Raw genomic sequence first — 17222 nt, 5'->3', positions numbered from 1 at the left:
TACCCGGCCACCGACACCCGCCCTCCCGATTGTGAGCGGAGCGAGGTCGCGCGATGGTCGAAGAAGGCCACCACGAGGGAGGACGCCATGAGCGACCCTGGGAGCAGCGTCGGCGCGGCGAGCGAGCGCGCGGGGGCGCCGTCGCCCGGCGCCCCCGGCACGGAGACCTCCCTGACCGAGCTGCCCAAGGAGTCCTGGAAGTACGTGCTGCGCACCACGGTGCGCGAGTTCACGCGCGACCAGTGCTTCGACGAGGCGGCCGCCCTGACGTACTACGCCATCCTGGCGGCGGCGCCGGCGCTGCTGGCCGTCGTCTCGCTGCTCGGGCTGTTCGGGAACGCGGAGTCGATGGTGAACGACGTCGTCAAGTCGCTGGGCGACGTCCTCCCGCAGGAGACCACCCAGATGATCAGCACCCTGACCAAGAACGCCGCAGGTGCGGGCGGGCGTGCCGGCGTCGCGCTCGTCATCGGCGTCGTGCTGGCCGTGTGGTCCGCATCGGGCTACGTCGGTGCGTTCGGCCGGACCATGAACCGCATCTACGGGATCGACGAGGGCCGGCCGATCTGGAAGCTGCGGCCGATCCTGCTGCTCGTCACGCTGCTGGTGCTGCTGGTCGCGGTCGCGATGATCGTGGCGCTCGTGATGTCGGGGTCGCTGGCGCGGGCCGTGGGTGACGTCATCGGGCTCGGAGACGTCGCGCTCACCGTGTGGGGGATCGTCAAGTGGCCGGTCGTCCTGCTGCTCGTGATCGTGCTCGTCGCGGTGCTCTTCCACGCGACGCCCAACGTGCAGCACTCCCGGTTCCGGTGGATCAGCGTGGGCTCCGTCGTCGCGATCGTCGTCTGGGGCCTCGCCTCGCTGGGCTTCGGCTTCTACGTCCAGAGGTTTGCGAGCTACAACGCGACGTACGGCTCGCTCGCCGGGATCATCGTGTTCCTCCTGTGGGTGTGGATCACCAACCTCGCGCTGCTGTTCGGGGCCGAGCTGGATGCCGAGCTCGAGCGCGTCAGGGAGCTGCACGGCGGCATCGCCGCCGAGGAGGAGCTCCAGCTGTCGCCGCGCGACACGCGCGCCAGCGACAAGCGCGCCGCCAAGCTGCAGGCCGACGTCGAGCGCGGACGCGAGCTGCGGGAGGCCGCGGGCCGCCGCGGCGCCGACGAGTGACCTCGCCGCCACCGGCGCCGGTGCGGAAGCGAGGGACGTGAACCCGGCGCTACGCCCGCCCCGCCCCCAGCCGCAGCCGCACGCTGCGCACCGCGACGCCCAGCAGCAGCACCCCGGCCCCCGACACGACCGCGACCCACGGCAGCGTCGCGCACAGCACCGCGCACCCGACCGCCCCGAACACCTGCAGCGCCCGCGGGTACCGCCGGTCGGGCGCCGTCTGCGTCCACGCGGACAGGTTGGCGACCAGGTAGTACGTCAGCACCCCGAAGCTCGAGAAGCCGATCGCCCCGCGCAGGTCCACCGTCAGCACCAGGACCACGACGACGGCGGCGAGCGCCACCTCGGCGTGGTGCGGCACCCGGAAGCGCGGGTGGACGGTTGAGAGTTCGCGCGGCAGGTCGCCCTCGCGCGCCATGGCGAGCGCCGTCCGCCCGACGCCGGCCACGAGCGCGAGCAGCGCACCGAGCGAGGCCGCCGCCGCGGCGACCCGCACCAGCGGTGGCGCCCACGCCGCGGCCCAGGCCGCACCACCGCCGTCGGCGGTGGCCCGCTCGACGGCGGCCGCCAGCGGCGCACCAGCGGCGGCCGTCCCTTCGAGCCCGAGCACCGCGAGGAGCGTGACGGCGACGACGGCGTACACGGCGACGGTGATCCCCAGCGCGAGCGTGATGGCCCGGGGGATGGCCCGCCGGGGGTCGCGGACCTCCTCGCCGAGGGTCGCCACGCGGGCATACCCGGCGAAGGCGAAGAACAGCAGCCCCGCCCCCTGGAGCACCCCATAGGCACCCGGAAGCCCGCCCGCGGCACCGTCGCAGCTTGTCGAGACCTCGGCCGCTTGCGACAGACTGCAGCCCGCCAACCCCGAGCCCAGCGCGGGGGCGCCGCCCAGCCACGCAACCGTGACCGTCACCGCGAGCGCCGCCAGCACGAACGCCACGATCCACCGCGCCACGCGCGCCGTCCGCGTCACGCCGCGGTAGTTCACCGCCGCGAGCGCGACGACGGCGAGCGCCGCGACCGCGCGCCGGACTGCCGTCGGCGCGCCGTCGGGCACCGCGTACGCGGCGAACGTCAGCGCCATGGCCGCGCAGCTCGCCGTCTTGCCGACGACGAACCCCCAGCCCGCGACGAACCCCGCCCAGGCGCCGAGGCGCTCGCGGCCGTACACGTACGTGCCGCCGGCCACGGGGTACTGCGCGGCGAGCTGTGCCGACGACGTCGCGTTGGCGAACGCGACGGCGGCTGCCACCGCGAGCGCCGTGAGCAGCGCGGCCCCGGACCCGGCGGGGAGCACGGCGCGCGCGGCGGGGGAGAAGGCGGCGAACACCCCGGCCCCGATCATGGAGCCGAGGCCGACGACGACGGCGTCGGCGGTCGAGAGCCGGCGGGCGAGCGTGGTCACCCGCCCATCATGGCGGCCCGCACAATGGGGCGTGCCCTCGATTCGTCCCGTGGACTCGTCTGCCTCCGTCCTGGCCGTGCTGCGCTCGCCGCGGCTGATGCGTGTCGAGGTGCTCGCGGGCCTCGTGACCGCGTTCGCGCTGATCCCGGAGGCGACGGCGTTCTCGATCGTGCTGGGCGTCGACCCGCGGCTTGGCCTGTTCTCGTCGTTCGTGGGTGCGGTCGCGATCGCGTTCCTGGGCGGTCGCCGCGCGATGATCTCGGCGGCGGCGGGGTCGGTCGCGCTGGTCGCGGTGCCGCTGGTGCGGGACCACGGCGTGGACTACCTGATCGTCGCCGTCGTGCTGAGCGGGGTGCTGCAGGTGGTGCTCGGGCTTCTGGGCGTCGCGAGGCTGATGCGGTTCATCCCGCGCTCGGTGATGGTCGGGTTCGTCAACGGCCTGGCGATCCTCATCTTCTGGTCCCAGATGCGGCACCTGGTGCACGTGCCGTGGGCGGTGTACCCGCTGGTTGCGGCGGGTGTCGCCGTCGTCGTGCTGTTCCCGCGGCTCACGCGGGCGGTTCCTGCGCCGCTGGTGGCCATCGCGCTGCTCACGGTGGTCACGGTGGCGGGCGGCCTCGACGTGCCGACGGTCGGGGACGAGGGCGCGCTGCCGCGGTCGCTGCCCTCGCTGCTGGTGCCGCACGTGCCGCTCGCCCTGGACACGCTGCGCATCGTGGCCCCGTACGTGGCGGGCATGGCGCTGGTGGGGCTGCTCGAGTCCCTGCTCACGGCCAAGCTGGTCGACGACGTGACCGATACGCGCTCCGACAAGACCCGCGAGGCGTGGGGCCTGGGCGTGACGAACGTGATCGCCGGCCTGTTCGGCGGGCAGGGCGTGTGCGCCATGATCGGGCAGACGGTCATCAACGTGCGGACCGGCGGCGGGCGCTCGCGTGTCTCGACGTTCATGGCGGGCGTGTTCGTGCTGGTGCTCGTGGTGGGCCTCGGCGACGCGGTCGCGATGATCCCGATGGCGGCGCTGGTGGCGGTGATGGTCATGGTGGCAGTCATGACGTTCGACTGGCACTCGGTGCGCCCGGCGACGCTGCGCCGGATGCCGCGCTCGGAGACGGCCGTCATGCTCGCGACGGTCGTGGTCACCGTCGCGACGAACAACCTTGCGGTCGGCGTGATCTCGGGCGTGCTCGTGGCGATGGTGATGTTCGCGCGCCGGGTCGCGCACTTCACCACGGTGACGCCGGTGGACGACGACGGCGCCGCGGCCCCCCGGCGCGTGTATGCCGTCGAGGGCGAGCTGTTCTTCGCCTCCTCCAACGACCTCGTCTACCAGTTCGACTACGCGGGCGACCCGGACGACGTCGTCGTCGACCTGACGCGCGCCCATGTGTGGGACGCGTCGACGGTGGCGACCCTGGACGCGGTGCGGAACAAGTACGAGGCGCGCGGCAAGCGCCTGACGATCGTCGGCGCGAACGCGGACACGGCGGCCCGCCTGTCCCGCCTCTCCTCGCCCCCCTCCCTCGCGGCGTAGCACCTGCTGGGCGACCACGGGCGCCCGGTGCACGCGCACCGGGCGCCCGTGACATCGTGTCAGGACAACACCACATCTAGTATCAATTCGGCGTGAATCCACAACATCTTGTGGTTCGCGCGCGGCGCGCCGTTTGTGACGCCACCTGAGTGATGCCAGGCTCTCCCGCTGAGAGCACCGCTCAGCACGCCGCAACGAAGGGACGCATCATGGGCCGCAGCATCGACGTCGCGTCGACCATCGGGGAGTACCTGGACCGCTCGGACTGGCGGGTGAGGGCCAACGCGAACCAGGGCTTCTCGCTCGGTGGCCTGATCCTCAACGTCGCCGGCAAGGTGACCGCGAACTACTGGCTGGACGAGGTCTACGAGCCGGAGCTGGGCGAGGCCCACCGCTCGGGCGACATCCACGTGCACGACCTCGACGTGCTCGGCGGCTACTGCGCCGGCTGGTCGCTGCGCCAGCTCCTCCAGGAGGGCTTCGGCGGCGTCCCGGGCAAGATCGACTCGGGCCCCGCCAAGCACTTCTCGAGCGCGCTCGGCCAGGTGGTGAACTTCCTCGGCACGCTGCAGAACGAGTGGGCCGGTGCCCAGGCGTTCAGCTCGTTCGACACGCTGATGGCCCCCTACGTGCGCCGCGACAGGCTCAGCCATGACGAGGTGGTCCAGGGCATCCAGGAGCTCGTCCACAACCTCAACGTGCCGTCGCGCTGGGGAACCCAGACGCCGTTCACCAACCTGACGTTCGACCTGGTGTGCCCGGACGACTTCAAGGACGAGCACCCGCTCATCGGCGACGAGGTCGCGGACTTCACCTACGGCGACCTCGCGCCCGAGATGGCGATGATCAACGAGGCGTTCGTCGAGGTCATGACGGCGGGCGACGCCGCGGGCCGGGCCTTCACCTTCCCGATCCCCACCTACAACATCACCAAGGACTTCGACTGGGACGCCCCGGTCGCGGACAAGATCTTCGCGATGACGGCCAAGTACGGCACCCCGTACTTCCAGAACTTCGTGAACTCGGAGCTCAACCCGGGCGACGTGCGCTCGATGTGCTGCCGCCTCCAGCTCGACCTGCGCGAGCTGCTCAAGCGCGGCAACGGCCTGTTCGGATCGGGCGAGCAGACGGGCTCGATCGGCGTCGTCACCATCAACATGGCCCGCCTCGGCTACGTGCACACGGGTTCGTGGACGGAGCTGCTCGCGGCGCTCGACCACCTCATCGACATCTCGGTCGAGTCGCTCGAGACCAAGCGCGTCACCGTGCAGAAGCTCATGGACGACGGCCTGTTCCCGTACACCAAGCGCTACCTCGGCACGCTCGACTCGCACTTCTCGACGATCGGGGTCAACGGCGTCAACGAGATGATCCGCAACTTCACGGGCGACCGCGAGGACATCACGACGTCCGCCGGCCGCCTCATGGCCCTCGAGGTCCTGGACCACGTGCGCGCCCGCATGGTCGAGGCGCAGGAGCGCACCGGCCACCTCTACAACCTCGAGGCGACGCCGGCCGAGGGCACCACGTACCGGTTCGCCAAGGAGGACCGCGCCCGGTTCCCGCAGATCCTCCAGGCCGGCACGGACGCCGAGCCGTACTACACCAACTCGACCCAGCTGCCGGTGTCCTTCACCGACGACCCCTTCGAGGCGCTCGAGCAGCAGGAGGACCTGCAGACCCGGTACACGGGCGGCACCGTGCTGCACCTGTACATGGGCGAGCGGATCAGCGACGCCGAGGCGTGCAAGAAGCTAGTCAAGCGCTCGCTCGAGGGCTTCCGCCTGCCGTACATCACCATCACGCCGACGTTCTCGGTGTGCGAGGTGCACGGCTACCTCACCGGCGAGCAGCACGAGTGCCCGACCTGCGGCCGCGGCACCGAGGTGTGGACGCGCGTCATGGGCTACCTGCGCCCGGTGTCGAGCTTCAACACCGGCAAGCAGGGCGAGTACCACGAGCGAGTGACGTTCCGTGAGCCTGCCTTCGCGTGACGCCGAGCCCGCGGTCGCCGGGCTGGTCCGCCTCTCCACGGTGGACTGGCCCGGCCGGCTCGCCGCGGTCGTCTTCCTCCAGGGGTGCCCGTGGCGGTGCGTCTACTGCCACAACGAGGAGATCCTCGACCCGCGCGCACCCGGGACGATCGCGTGGTCCGAGGTGCTGGAGTTCCTCGGCCGCCGCCGCGGCCTGCTCGACGGCGTGGTGTTCTCCGGCGGCGAGCCGCTGATCTCGCCGGCGCTGCCCCCGGCGATCGACGCGGTCCGCGACCTGGGCTTCGCCGTCGGGCTCCACACCGGCGGTGCCTGGCCGAAGCGCCTCGAGGCGCTGCTGGCCGCCGGCACGGTCGACTGGGTCGGCCTCGACATCAAGCACCTGCCGGAGAGGTACGCCGAGGTCACGGGCGTGAGCTCCTCAGGCGCATCCGCGTGGAAGGCGCTCGACGCGGTGCTGGCGCACGGCGTCGCGCACGAGGTGCGCACCACCGTGGACCCGACGACGCACACCCGCGCCGACGTCGTCGAGCTGGCCGAGCGCCTGCGCGCGCTGGGCGTGCACCACCACGCGCTCCAGGAGGCGCGCCCGTACGGCCTCGCCGCGACCCACGCGAAGTCCTTCGAAAACTGGCAACTGAACACCTTGCTGCCCCCGGAAGCCCTCCCACACGTGGAGCGCCGCGCCGGCGAGTTCGAGTGATCGTCGCGCGGTTCGAGCGCTCGAGCGCTCGAACTCCGCGCGGATGCTCGAACTCGCCGCCGCGTCACCCCAGCAGCAGGTACCACCCGCCGACGCCGATCACGCCGCCCAGCAGCGGTGCTGCCACCGGGACCCAGCCGTACCGCCAGTCGGAGCTCCCCTTGACGTGCAGCACCGACGCCGGCAGCAGCTGGTGCACCAGCCGCGGCCCGAAGTCGCGCGCGGGGTTGAGCGCAGGACCGGTCGGCCCGCCGAGCCCGACGACGAGCGCCCACACGAGGAACCCGACCCCCATGTGCGCCACGCCCTGCTGGCCGACCATGAGCGGCGAGTGGACGAGGGCCAGCGCGCACGAGAACAGCACGACGGACCCGAGCGTCTCGGACAGGAAGCCGTTGAGGCGGCTGTGCGCGGAGTTGATCGTGGAGAACGTGGCCAGCACGTCCTCCGGGTCCTCGGTCAGGTCGTAGTAGGGCTTGTGCGTGACGACGATGGCGAGCTGCCCCGCGATCGCGCCGAGCAGCTGGGCCAGCCAGTACAGCGGCACCAGGTGCCACGGGAACAAGCCCCAGATCGCGAGCCCGAGCGTGAACGCCGGGTTGATGTGGCTGCCGCTGATCCCGCCGAACATCATCGCGGGGATCATCACGCCCAGGCCGTAGCCCATCGCGATGAGGCTCCAGCCGCCCCGGTAGCCCTTGGATCCCTTGAGGTGGACGTTCGCGACGGTGCCGTTGCCGATGATGATGAGGATCGCCGTGCCGATGAACTCGCAGGCGAGGCGGATCCACAGGTCGACCGAGGGGTCCATGTTTTCACTCTTCCATCAGGAGCGGTCGGCGGAGCGGCCCAGCGTCTCCCAGGCGCGCCACGCGTCCAGGCGAGCCTGCGTCATCGGGAGCACCGCGTCAGCGGCGAGATCGCCGACGAGGATGCGCAGCGGCGGCTCCGGTGCGTCCACGACCGCCAGCACCACGGCCGCCACCGCCTCCGGCGTCGACGACCCCGGGGGATGCCACGCCGCCGCGCGGGCGTCGTCGTACGCAGGCAGCGGCCGCGCGCGGACCGCTGACGCGCCGCGCCACTCGGTCGCCACCGGGCCTGGCTCGACGAGCGTCACCGCGATGCCGAACCCCGCGACCTCCTGTGCGAGCGCGTCGCTCAGCCCCTCGAGCGCCCACTTCGACGCGTGGTAGCCGCCCAGCCCGGGCCAGGCCGCGACCCCGCTCGAGCTGGACACCTGCACCACGTGCCCCGACCCCTGATCCCGGAGCACGGGCAGCGCCGCCTGAGTCACGTGCAGCACCCCGAAGAGGTTGACCTCGAGCTGGTCGCGGAGCTGCTGCGGGTCGAGCTCCTCGACGTACCCGAACAGGCCGTAGCCCGCGTTGTTCACGACGACGTCGAGGCGGCCGAGGTGCTCGTGCGCCCGCGCGACGGCGGCGCGGGCGGCGTCGGCGTCGGTCACGTCGAGCTCGAGCGGCACGACGGCGTCGCCATACCGCTCGGCGAGGTCCTCGACCGCGGCGAGCGACCGCGCCGTCGCCGCGACCCGGTCTCCGCGATCGAGCGCCGCGACGGCGATCGCCCGCCCGAGTCCGCGGCTCGCGCCCGTGACGAACCAGGTCCTCTGGACGCGGGCGGTCACCGGCGCCGGCCCCGCACCGGCTCCGTCGGGGGAAGCTCACCGTCGTCGGTGCCGTCGTCCTGGTTCCACAGGAGCTGCTGGATCGTCTTGTGGACCGTGTCCACGTGCGGCACGTCGTCCAGCACCATGCCCGGCTTCTCCGTCGCGTCGGCGATCACGAGCGTGCCGCAGCCCAGCAGCCGGTCGACCAGGTCCTTCTCGATCGAGATGTCGTTGACGCGGTACAGCGGGATGTCCCGGCCGACGCGCGTGACGATGCCCCGCCGCTCGGAGATCCGCTGCGTGGTGATCGTGTACGACGACGTCCGCCAGCGCAGCCACGGCGGGAGCACGCCCACGAGGGCAGTCGCGGCGAGCACGCCGAGCACCACCCAGGTGAGGGTGTCGCTGGTCGATGCCAGCAGCGTCACCACCGCCAGCGCCACCAGGACGAGGAACAGCACGAAAGGCCAGATCATCGCCTTGGCGTGCGAGTGCAGCTGGAGGACGACGCTCTCGTCGTCGATGAGGTTCGAATCCCGCAGGGCCATGCCCGCATGCTCCCACGTCAGGGGAGGCGGATCAGGGAGTCGGCGGGAGGTTCCAGCCCTCGATCGTGCGCAGCGAGTGCCCGTAGCCCAGGATCGAGATCGCCGCCGTGCCCAGCTCGAGCCGCTCGCCTAGCCGCGCGTCCACGCCGAGCCACGCCGTCGCCAGGACCCGCAGCAGGTGGCCGTGGGCGACGACGAGCACGTCGCCGCCGTCGGACAGCGTCTCGTCGGCGCGCGCGACGACGCCCAGCGCCCGGGCGTAGACCTCCTCGAGCAGCTCGCCGGGGCGTCCGTCGGAGTGCGCCGGGTCGGGCGGGAGCACGCGCACACCATCGGCGAAGATCAGGAACTCGCGCCCGAGCGCGGTGCCGATCTCCTTCGCCGTGCGCCCGTCGACGGGGCCGTAGTCCCACTCGGCGAGGTTCTCGTCGACGACGGCGTCCGGGAACCCCGCGAGCTCGGCCGTGCGGCGGGCCCGCTGCAGCGGTGAGGTGTAGACCGCTGCAAACCGGTACCCGGCCAGGGCGCGCCCGGCCTGGCGGGCCTGCTCCTCGCCCGCCGCCGTCAGCGGGATGTCGGAGCGGCCGGTGTGCTGGCCGCTGGCGGACCACTCGGTCTCGCCGTGGCGCAGCAGCACGAGCTGCGGGTCGGGGCTCGGCTCGATCGGCATGTGCCGATCGTCGCGCGGAGCGGGCGACGGCGCTCGTCCGGTCCGTCCGTGGACGGGCCGCCGGCCGCACCGGTGACGGCGAACCGGCGTTGACCGGGTGAAACGCGGGGTAAGTGACCCGCTTCACAGCCCCGGGGGGTGGAAATGGAGACCCGGTCTCACGCATGATTTCCCACCTACCCCGCAACGAGGCGGGACCGCGGGTGGTCCACGAGCCTGAGCCTGCGCCCCGAGGAGGAGCCACGGATGTCCGACACCGAGAACCTGTACCGATCGATCGCCAACCCGCGCCGCACCACGCTGGCCGGTCGCACGCACGCCGAGGTCGTGGCGCTGCAGCAGCCTGCCGCAGTGCGCGGCGAGGACGACGTCGAGCGCTGAGCATCGCTGACGACGCCGGACCCGACGACGACGTCGCACGCGGCGTCGTGCTGCCCGTCGGCGGTAGCCCGCCGGGCCGCGTGCTCAGAAGGTCCGGTAGTCCGCCAGCGACGTCCGTGGGCCGCGGCGGGGCGCCCGCGGGCGCCCCTGCAGCGTGATCAGCCGCACCACCCGGTGCCGGTGCGGCACGTACGGGGCGAGCAGCCGGAGCATCCCGGCGTCGTCTGTGCGCTCGCCGGTCAGCGCCCAGCCCACCGCCGCGGGAAGGTTGAAGTCGCCGACGGAGACGGCGTCGGCGTCGCCGAACGCCCGCTGGGCAACCTCGGCAGATGTCCATACCCCAACCCCTGGGACCTTCTCGAGCAGGGCCCGCGCCTCGTCAGGAGCCAGCCGGGACGCCGTCTCGAGCCGGGCCGCCAGCCGCGCGCAGGCCACGGCCGTGCGCGCCCGCCCCGGGTCGACGCCCGCCCGGTGCCAGTCCCAGGACGGCACCGCGGCCCACGCGCGCGGCGAGGGCACCACCCGCAGGCCTGCCGGCGCCGGGCCGGGCGCGGGCGTGCCGTGCTGCAGCAGCAAGGCCCGCCACGCCAGGTGGGCCATCGCCGACTGCACGCGCTGCTCGAGCACGGCCGGCACCAGCGACTCCAGCACGCGACCGGTGCGCGGTATCCGCATGCCCAGCGCGAGGCGCGCGGAGTCGCGCAGCTGCGAGGGAGGGGCGAAGCCCGTCGCGTCGTCGTCCTCGCCGAGCAGCACGGGGATCGCGTCCGCGGCCTCGCGCGCACCGTCGCCCCACAGCTGCACGACGGCGGAGAACGGCCCGTCCTGGACGATGCGCTGGGTGACGGGCCCGGTGGGCAGCAGGGACGTACGCCAGAGCGCCCCGTCGCGGGTGCGGCGCACCGTCGGGTCGAACGGGCCGTGACGCAGCGGGGCCAGCGTCAGCGCGGCATCGAGCGGACGCTGCGACTCGTGGTGCACCTGCATGGCGACCAGTTTCAGTCGAAGAGCGTGCCGAGCTCCCACAGGGGCTCGGCGGCGGTGCGCTCAGAGGTCGCGGCCGCACCGGCAGCGACCGGGGTGGGCACCCGCGGCGCATCGGGCTGCTGCAGCTCGTCGACGTCGACGATGAGGACCGACCCGACCTCGCCGCGGCCGGCCGCCCATTCCGTGGCGGCGAGGCCGGCGAGCTCGTCGGCGCGCTCGTTGAACGGGTTGCCCACGTGGCCGCGGACCCAGCGGAACCGGACGGGGCCCGGTCGCCGGGTGATGGCGGCGTCGATCGCCTGGACGAGCTCGAGGTTCTTGACGGGGCCGCCGGACGCCGTGCGCCAGCCCTTGCGCCTCCAGCCCTCGAGCCACTCGGACGAGCAGCGGATGGCGTACTGGGAGTCGGACTCGATGAGGAGCGGCTCGGCCCCCGGGTGCGCCTCGACCGCGCGCAGGACGGCGGTCAGCTCGGCGACCTGGTTGGTGCCCGAGGCGGCGCCCCCGGAGTCGAACCGGCCACCCTCGTGGTTGACCCACGCCCAGCCGATCGCGCCCCCCGGGTTGCGGAGGCACGAGCCGTCGGTGCTGACGATGATCACGGCGGCGATTCTGCCCCGCCCCGCCGACAGCGTCGAGTACCGGGCGCACCACGCGCGGCCCGGGGGCCGACGTGACGCCCGACGACGGCCGGGCAACCGCGGATGGGGCGATGCGAAACCGCAGGCCGCGCCGCGCCCGCAGAATCTGAGCATGACCTCCCCCACGCCCGCCGAGCGCTCGGCCGGTCAGCATCCCGCGCGCCGGCGCACCGCCGCGGACATCCGCCGCTGGCGCCGCTACCTCGCCGACGAGCGCGCCGAGGCCGCCGTGTACCGAGACCTTGCGAGCCGCCGCACGGGCGAGGAGCGGGACATCCTGCTCGCCCTGGCCGTGGCGGAGGGTCGCCACGCGCAGCACTGGCTCGACCTGCTCGGCGACGACGTCGGCCGCGCGCTGCGGGGGGACGTCCGCACGCGGGTGCTCGGCTGGCTCGCCCGCCGCTTCGGCGGCGTGTTCGTGCTCGCGCTGGCACAGCGCGCGGAGGCGCGCACGGCGTACCACGAGGAGGCCGACGCGACCCCGACCATGGCCGCCGACGAGCAGATCCACGAGGAGGTGGTCCGCGGTCTCGCGACGCGTGGGCGCAACCGGCTCTCGGGCACGTTCCGGGCCGCTGTGTTCGGCGCGAACGACGGCCTCGTCTCGAACCTCGCGCTGATCCTCGGCATCGGCGCCTCGGGCGCCTCGCAGCACACGGTGCTGCTCACGGGCCTGGCGGGCCTGCTCGCCGGCGCGCTCTCGATGGGCGCGGGCGAGTTCATCTCCATCCGTTCGCAGCGCGAGCTCCTCGAGGCGTCGACGCCGGCCCCGGGCGTCGCGCGCGCACTGCCGCACCTCGACGTCGACGCCAACGAGCTCGCGCTCGTCTACCGCGCCCGCGGCATGGGCGCGGGCGACGCGCAGACGCACGCGGACCAGGTGCTCGCCCGCCTCGCGGCCGCTGGGACGACGTCGGGCGCCGCGGACGCGCCGGCCACCGTGGCGGACCTGCACGCGAGCCACGACGCCGAGGCGGCGGCCGGCGTCGTGGGCGAGGACGCTGACCTCGAGACGCACGGCACCGCGTGGGGCGCGGCGATCTCGAGCTTCTGCTTCTTCGCCTCGGGCGCCGTGGTGCCGGTGATCCCGTACCTGCTCGGGGCGCAGGGCACGGCGGCGGTCGTCATCGCGTCAGCGCTCGTGGGGATCGCGCTGCTCGCGACGGGCGCCGTCACCGGCCTGCTCTCGGGGACGTCGCCGCTGACCAGGGCGCTGCGGCAGCTCGCGATCGGCTTCGGCGCCGCCGCGGTGACGTACGTGCTGGGCCTCGTGTTCGGGACGACGATGTCCTGACGCCCCGTCGTCGTCGCGCTGCCCGCGCTAGATGACCAGGCCCAACATGATCACGAGGCCGCCCGCGACGACCGAGAGCACGGTCTCCATGAGCGACCACGTCTTGAACGTCTGGCCCACGGTCATGCCGAAGTACTCCTTGACCAGCCAGAACCCGGCGTCGTTCACGTGGGAGAGGAACACCGAGCCCGCGCCGATCGCGAGCACCATCAGTGCCGTGTGCGTCGGGCTCAGGCCCGCCGCGATGGGGACCATGATGCCCGCGGCCGTGATGGTGGCCACGGTCGCCGACCCGGTGGCGACGCGGATGAGCACGGCCACGAGCCAGCCGGCGAGCAGCGGGTTCAGGTGGGCCGAGGTGATGCCGTTCGCGATGACGTCCCCGACGCCCGAGTCGACGAGGGTCTGCTTGAAGCCGCCGCCGGCGCCCACGATGAGAAGAATCCCGGCGATGGGGAGGAACGAGGCGCCGACCAGGTCCGAGACCTGAGAGCGCGTGCGCCCGACGCGGTAGCCGAACGTGAACAGGGCGACGAGCGAGGTCAGCAGCAGGGCGACCAGCGGCTCGCCCAGGAACTCGAACGCGCTGCCCCAGCCGGTCTTCTCCTGCTTGGTGATCTCGACCAGCGCGCGGATCAGCATGAGCACCACGGGCATCAGCACGACGCCGACGGACACCGCGAAGCTGGGCCGGGGGCGCTGGTCGGGGGCCGTCTCGACGGCCGGCTGCCCGGCCTCGACGACGGCCGTCTGACGGAGAGGCTGCTGGCCGGGGGTGGCCCCGCCGCCGTCGTCGGGCTCGGTGCGTTGGACGACGCCGACCGGGCGGACCTGCGCGTCCAGCCGGTCCTCGCCGACGCCCAGCACGGTGGTGGGCGGGTCGAGGTGCACCCAGCGCACCAGGACCTGGGCGAGCAGCGGGCCCGCGATGATCACGGTCGGGATCGCGACGAGCAGGCCGAGGCCCAGGGTGATGCCGAGGTCTGCCTTGAGGGAGCTGATCGCCAGCAGCGGGCCGGGGTGCGGCGGGACGAGCCCGTGCAGCGCCGAGAGGCCGGCGAGCGCGGGGATGCCGACGAGGATCGGGGAGAGCCGCGCGCGGCGGGCGACGAGCATCACCACGGGGATGAGCAGCACCACGCCCACCTCGAAGAAGAGCGGGATGCCCACGATGAACGCGATGAACGCGAGCGCCCACGGCACGCGCTGTGTGGGCGTCCTCGCGAGGATCGTGTCGACGATCTGGTCGGCGCCACCCGAGTCGATGAGCATCTTGCCGATGATCGCGCCGAGCGCGATGAGCACGCCGACGCCCCCGACCGTGGTGCCGAGGCCCACGGTGAAGGAGTCGAACGCGTTCACCAGGTTGGTGCCCGCGACGAGCGCCATGACGCCCGAGCCGATGACGAGCGCCAGGAAGGGGTGCAGCTTGGCCCAGACGATGAGGACGACGATGACGGTGATGCCGACGAGGGCGGCGACGGTGAGCTGCCAGGTGGGGGCGGTCGGCTTCGCAGCGTCCGCGAGGCGGAGCCCGGCGTGGACGCTGCCGGCGAGGGGGACGAGGGTGATCATGAGTGCTCCTCCGTGACGTGGGTCTCGGTGGTGCGGGCGTTGGCCTCACCGCGCACGTGCGCGAGGATGTCGTCGACGAGCCGTTCGGGGCGGCCGGCGATGTCGACGGTGAAGCCGGGCTCGTCGGGGCCCAGCGGTTCGAGGGTGGCGAGCTGGCTCGCCAGCATCTCGGGCTTCATGTAGTGGCCGACGCGGCTCTGGATGCGCCCGGCGAGCAGCTCGCGCGAGCCGGTCAGATGCACGAACTGCACCGGCCCGGCCCCGCGCAGCAGGTCGCGGTAGGCCCGCCTGAGCGCGCTGCACGGCACGACGGCGGGGCGGCCGGCCGCGTGCTGCTCCGCGAGCCAGTCGCGGATGCCGCGCAGCCAGGGCCAGCGGTCGTCGTCGGTCAGGGGGTGCCCGGCCGACATCTTGGCGACGTTGGCGGCCGAGTGGAAGTCGTCGCCCTCGGCGAAGGCGGCGCCGAGGCGGCCGGCGAGCAGGGCGGCGACGGTGGTCTTGCCGGAGCCGGCGACGCCCATGACGACGATGAGCGGGGCGGGGTTCGAGGTGACGTCCATGTCCACGCTCCCAGGATTCCCTTTGGTAATACCTTTCCGCAAGTGATAGGTGCTACCAAAAACCGTACGCTGGCCCCGTGCCAGCCGACGCCCTCCACACCACCATCCTCGACACGCTCGGGAGACGCATCACCGGTGGCGACCTGCCCGAAGGCTCGGTGCTGACGCTCGACGGCATCGGGACCGAGTTCGGCGTCTCGCGCACCGTCGCGCGCGAGGTCATGCGCATGCTCGAGAGCTTCGGGCTCGTGCGCTCGCGGCGGCGCGTCGGGATCGTGGTCCTCGGCATGGACGACTGGCAGGTGCTCAGCCCGCGGGTCATCGCCTGGCGCCTGCTCGGCGAGGGGCGCGTGGACCAGCTCCGCACGCTCACCGAGCTGCGCCGCGCAGTCGAGCCGCTCGCCGCCGCCGGGGCAGCGCGCCACGCGAGCCCCGCCGTGCGGGCGGAGCTGCTCGAGATCGCCCGCCGGATGCGCGCGCTCGGCGAGGCGGGCGAGGGCGACCACGAGGAGTTCCTCGGGCTCGACGTGCGCCTGCACGAGCTGCTGCTGCGCTCGAGCGGCAACGAGCTGTTCGGCGCGCTGTCCGGTCTCGTCGCCGCGGTGCTGTCGGGGAGGACCTCGCTGGGTCTCATGCCCGCCCTGCCGGTCCCCGGTGCCCTCGACGGTCACGAGGAGCTGGCGCGCGCGGTGGCCGACGGCGACGCCGAGGCTGCCCAGCGGGCGATGGCCGCCGTCGTCGGCGAGGTCCAGAGCGCGCTGGTCGAGGCGGAGAAGCCGAGCGACGACGGCGCCGGCCGGCCGTAGCCCCGGCATACGAACACTGCGCCATGCCCCGCCTGCTCGCCGACCTGACGCCGCTGCGCGTCTCCCCGGACTTCCGCCGCCTGTGGTGGGGCCTGGGCATCTCCAGCATCGGCACGCAGGTCACCGTCGTCGCCGTCGGCCTGCAGGTCTACGAGCTCACGGGCTCGACGCTCGCCGTGGGGACGCTCGGCGCCTTCGCCCTGGTCCCGCTCGTGGTGCTGGGCCTGTACGGCGGCGCGCTCGTCGACCGGCACGACCGCCGTACCGTCTCCCTCCTCGCGTCCCTGGTGCTGTGGGCGGTGACCCTCACGATCGCGCTGCAGGCTTGGCTCGACGTCGGCTCCGTGAACCTGCTGTACGGGCTCGTCGCGGTCCAGTCGGCGGCATATGCGGTCAACAACCCGGCCCGCACGGCGATCGTCCCGCGGCTGCTTCCGGCCCACCTCATGCCCGCGGCCAACGCCCTGCAGACGCTCGCGTGGAACGTCGCGCTCACCGGCGGCCCCCTCCTGGCGTCGGCGCTGGTGCTCGCCGGCGGCTTCGGCTGGGCGTACACCGTCGACGCCGTCGCGTTCACCGTCGCGCTGTGGGCCACGTGGCGCCTGCCGCAGCTGCCGCCGCAGCGAGAGGGGTTCGACGACGTCGCGCCCGCTGCCCCGCGCCGGGCCGCCGGGCTGCGCTCGGTGCTCGAAGGCCTGCGCTACCTGGCGACCCGGCCCAACCTGCGCACGTCGTTCGTCGTCGACCTGTGCGCGATGGTGCTCGCGTTCCCGCGCGTGCTGTGGCCGGCCGCGGGCCTGGTCTACCTGGGCGGCGGGGCCGGCACCACCGGCATCCTCGCGGCCGCCTTCGCGGCGGGCGGCATCCTCGCCACGCTCTTCTCGGGCCCGTTCGGGCACGTCCACCGGCAGGGCCGGGCGATCATCTGGGCGATCAGCGCCTGGGCGGTGTCGGTGGCGCTGTTCGGCGTCGTCCTCGTGCTCGTGGGCCGCGGGCACCCGTCCGGGGTGCTGGTCGGGGCGCTCGCGGTCGCGTGCGTCGCGCTCACGCTCGCCGGCGGCACCGACGCCGTGTCGTCGATCTTCCGGCAGTCGATCCTGCAGACCGCCGCACCCGACCATCTGCGCGGGCGCCTCCAGGGCGTGTTCATCGTCGTCGTCGCCGGCGGCCCACGCCTCGGGGAGCTGTGGCTCGGCGCGCAGGCAAGCTGGTTCACCGAGGGCTGGGCCGCCGTCGTGGGCGGCCTCACCTGCCTCGCGGCGCTGTGGCTCGTGGCGTGGCGCACGCCGCGCTTCTGGCGGTACGACGCCCGCACGCCCGAGCCCTGAGG

General features: G+C 73.3%; 17 protein-coding genes. 8 read left to right on the top strand and 9 right to left on the bottom strand.

Annotated elements, in window-relative coordinates; translation table 11 throughout:
• The first annotated feature begins 87 nt into the window (after nt 1-87).
• Nucleotides 88-1167, top strand: coding sequence for a YihY/virulence factor BrkB family protein (locus tag ACO4JP_RS00180; RefSeq protein WP_425955390.1), 1080 nt, complete (start codon nt 88-90; stop codon nt 1165-1167).
• A gap of 49 nt (nt 1168-1216) precedes the next feature.
• Here ACO4JP_RS00180 and ACO4JP_RS00175 read toward each other — a convergent pair whose 3' ends face one another.
• Complete coding sequence (locus ACO4JP_RS00175) at nt 1217-2572, bottom strand: APC family permease (protein WP_425955389.1); 1356 nt, start codon at nt 2570-2572, stop codon at nt 1217-1219.
• A gap of 97 nt (nt 2573-2669) precedes the next feature.
• Here ACO4JP_RS00175 and ACO4JP_RS00170 point away from each other — a divergent pair, with 97 nt between their 5' ends.
• The 3 genes from ACO4JP_RS00170 to ACO4JP_RS00160 all read left to right on the top strand — a co-directional run bounded on the left by ACO4JP_RS00170 (nt 2670) and on the right by ACO4JP_RS00160 (nt 6800).
• Nucleotides 2670-4106 carry a SulP family inorganic anion transporter gene (locus ACO4JP_RS00170; RefSeq protein WP_425957020.1) on the top strand — a complete coding sequence of 479 codons (1437 nt, stop codon included), beginning with the start codon at nt 2670-2672 and terminating at the stop codon, nt 4104-4106.
• Between the two features lie 209 nt (nt 4107-4315).
• Nucleotides 4316-6100, top strand: coding sequence for a ribonucleoside triphosphate reductase (locus ACO4JP_RS00165; RefSeq protein ID WP_425955388.1), 1785 nt, complete (start codon nt 4316-4318; stop codon nt 6098-6100).
• Nucleotides 6081-6800 carry an anaerobic ribonucleoside-triphosphate reductase activating protein gene (locus ACO4JP_RS00160; protein ID WP_425955387.1) on the top strand — a complete coding sequence of 240 codons (720 nt, stop codon included), beginning with the start codon at nt 6081-6083 and terminating at the stop codon, nt 6798-6800. The genes ACO4JP_RS00165 and ACO4JP_RS00160 overlap by 20 nt, the downstream gene beginning before the upstream one ends.
• A 64-nt stretch (nt 6801-6864) precedes the next feature.
• On the opposite strand, the gene ACO4JP_RS00155 is transcribed toward ACO4JP_RS00160, so the two are convergent.
• The 4 genes from ACO4JP_RS00155 to ACO4JP_RS00140 are packed head-to-tail and all read right to left on the bottom strand — an operon-like array spanning nt 6865 to nt 9648.
• Nucleotides 6865-7611, bottom strand: coding sequence for an MIP/aquaporin family protein (locus ACO4JP_RS00155; RefSeq protein ID WP_425955386.1), 747 nt, complete (start codon nt 7609-7611; stop codon nt 6865-6867).
• 15 nt (nt 7612-7626) lie between these two features.
• Nucleotides 7627-8448 (bottom strand): SDR family NAD(P)-dependent oxidoreductase, encoded by an 822-nt coding sequence (locus tag ACO4JP_RS00150; protein ID WP_425955385.1) that lies wholly within the window; start codon nt 8446-8448, stop codon nt 7627-7629.
• Entirely contained in the window at nt 8445-8978 is a 534-nt protein-coding gene (locus ACO4JP_RS00145; RefSeq protein ID WP_425955384.1) for a PH domain-containing protein, read from the bottom strand. The genes ACO4JP_RS00150 and ACO4JP_RS00145 overlap by 4 nt, the downstream gene beginning before the upstream one ends.
• 31 nt (nt 8979-9009) lie before the next feature.
• Entirely contained in the window at nt 9010-9648 is a 639-nt protein-coding gene (locus tag ACO4JP_RS00140; protein WP_425955383.1) for a histidine phosphatase family protein, read from the bottom strand.
• 246 nt (nt 9649-9894) lie between these two features.
• Between ACO4JP_RS00140 and ACO4JP_RS00135 the strand changes: the two genes are divergently transcribed.
• A complete protein-coding gene (locus ACO4JP_RS00135) occupies nt 9895-10029 on the top strand; it encodes a hypothetical protein (protein ID WP_425955382.1) in 135 nt (44 codons plus the stop codon).
• A gap of 84 nt (nt 10030-10113) precedes the next feature.
• Here the strand turns inward: ACO4JP_RS00135 and ACO4JP_RS00130 are convergent, their stop codons facing one another.
• Nucleotides 10114-11016: a DNA-3-methyladenine glycosylase family protein gene (locus ACO4JP_RS00130; RefSeq protein WP_425955381.1), complete on the bottom strand. Its 903-nt coding sequence runs from the start codon at nt 11014-11016 to the stop codon at nt 10114-10116.
• A gap of 11 nt (nt 11017-11027) precedes the next feature.
• Nucleotides 11028-11618 (bottom strand): ribonuclease H family protein, encoded by a 591-nt coding sequence (locus ACO4JP_RS00125; protein ID WP_425955380.1) that lies wholly within the window; start codon nt 11616-11618, stop codon nt 11028-11030.
• A 151-nt stretch (nt 11619-11769) separates the two neighbouring features.
• On the opposite strand from ACO4JP_RS00125, the gene ACO4JP_RS00120 reads away from it, so the two are divergent.
• Nucleotides 11770-12951, top strand: coding sequence for a VIT1/CCC1 transporter family protein (locus ACO4JP_RS00120; RefSeq protein ID WP_425955379.1), 1182 nt, complete (start codon nt 11770-11772; stop codon nt 12949-12951).
• A 27-nt stretch (nt 12952-12978) separates the two neighbouring features.
• Here the strand turns inward: ACO4JP_RS00120 and ACO4JP_RS00115 are convergent, their stop codons facing one another.
• Both ACO4JP_RS00115 and ACO4JP_RS00110 read right to left on the bottom strand, forming a co-directional pair.
• Complete coding sequence (locus ACO4JP_RS00115) at nt 12979-14526, bottom strand: SLC13 family permease (RefSeq protein WP_425955378.1); 1548 nt, start codon at nt 14524-14526, stop codon at nt 12979-12981.
• Nucleotides 14523-15086 carry a gluconokinase gene (locus ACO4JP_RS00110; RefSeq protein ID WP_425957019.1) on the bottom strand — a complete coding sequence of 188 codons (564 nt, stop codon included), beginning with the start codon at nt 15084-15086 and terminating at the stop codon, nt 14523-14525. Before ACO4JP_RS00110 ends, ACO4JP_RS00115 begins: the two co-directional genes overlap by 4 nt.
• Before the next feature lie 77 nt (nt 15087-15163).
• Between ACO4JP_RS00110 and ACO4JP_RS00105 the strand changes: the two genes are divergently transcribed.
• The gene (locus ACO4JP_RS00105; protein WP_425955377.1) at nt 15164-15892 is read left to right on the top strand and encodes a FadR/GntR family transcriptional regulator; all 729 of its coding nucleotides are present in this window, start codon (nt 15164-15166) and stop codon (nt 15890-15892) included.
• Nucleotides 15893-15915: 23 nt separating this feature from the next.
• Nucleotides 15916-17220 carry an MFS transporter gene (locus ACO4JP_RS00100; RefSeq protein ID WP_425955376.1) on the top strand — a complete coding sequence of 435 codons (1305 nt, stop codon included), beginning with the start codon at nt 15916-15918 and terminating at the stop codon, nt 17218-17220.
• Nucleotides 17221-17222: the final 2 nt, after the last annotated feature.

It is taken from the genome of Xylanimonas sp. McL0601 (genome assembly GCF_049852175.1).
Classification (GTDB): Bacteria; Actinomycetota; Actinomycetes; order Actinomycetales; family Cellulomonadaceae; genus Xylanimonas.
Note: the sequence above shows the minus strand (reverse complement) of the source record. Positions and strands in the feature narration are given on the sequence as shown.

Excerpts from the sequence above, each read along its gene's own strand:
- ACO4JP_RS00115 (WP_425955378.1), bottom strand. The coding sequence starts at position 14,526 with ATGATCACCCTCGTCCCCCTCGCCGGCAGCGTCCACGCCGGGCTCCGC.
- ACO4JP_RS00110 (WP_425957019.1), bottom strand. The coding sequence starts at position 15,086 with ATGGACGTCACCTCGAACCCCGCCCCGCTCATCGTCGTCATGGGCGTC.
- ACO4JP_RS00155 (WP_425955386.1), bottom strand. The coding sequence starts at position 7,611 with ATGGACCCCTCGGTCGACCTGTGGATCCGCCTCGCCTGCGAGTTCATC.
- ACO4JP_RS00180 (WP_425955390.1), top strand. The coding sequence starts at position 88 with ATGAGCGACCCTGGGAGCAGCGTCGGCGCGGCGAGCGAGCGCGCGGGG.
- ACO4JP_RS00140 (WP_425955383.1), bottom strand. The coding sequence starts at position 9,648 with ATGCCGATCGAGCCGAGCCCCGACCCGCAGCTCGTGCTGCTGCGCCAC.
- ACO4JP_RS00135 (WP_425955382.1), top strand. The coding sequence starts at position 9,895 with ATGTCCGACACCGAGAACCTGTACCGATCGATCGCCAACCCGCGCCGC.
- ACO4JP_RS00145 (WP_425955384.1), bottom strand. The coding sequence starts at position 8,978 with ATGGCCCTGCGGGATTCGAACCTCATCGACGACGAGAGCGTCGTCCTC.
- ACO4JP_RS00100 (WP_425955376.1), top strand. The coding sequence starts at position 15,916 with ATGCCCCGCCTGCTCGCCGACCTGACGCCGCTGCGCGTCTCCCCGGAC.
- ACO4JP_RS00165 (WP_425955388.1), top strand. The coding sequence starts at position 4,316 with ATGGGCCGCAGCATCGACGTCGCGTCGACCATCGGGGAGTACCTGGAC.
- ACO4JP_RS00130 (WP_425955381.1), bottom strand. The coding sequence starts at position 11,016 with ATGCAGGTGCACCACGAGTCGCAGCGTCCGCTCGATGCCGCGCTGACG.
- ACO4JP_RS00120 (WP_425955379.1), top strand. The coding sequence starts at position 11,770 with ATGACCTCCCCCACGCCCGCCGAGCGCTCGGCCGGTCAGCATCCCGCG.
- ACO4JP_RS00170 (WP_425957020.1), top strand. The coding sequence starts at position 2,670 with ATGCGTGTCGAGGTGCTCGCGGGCCTCGTGACCGCGTTCGCGCTGATC.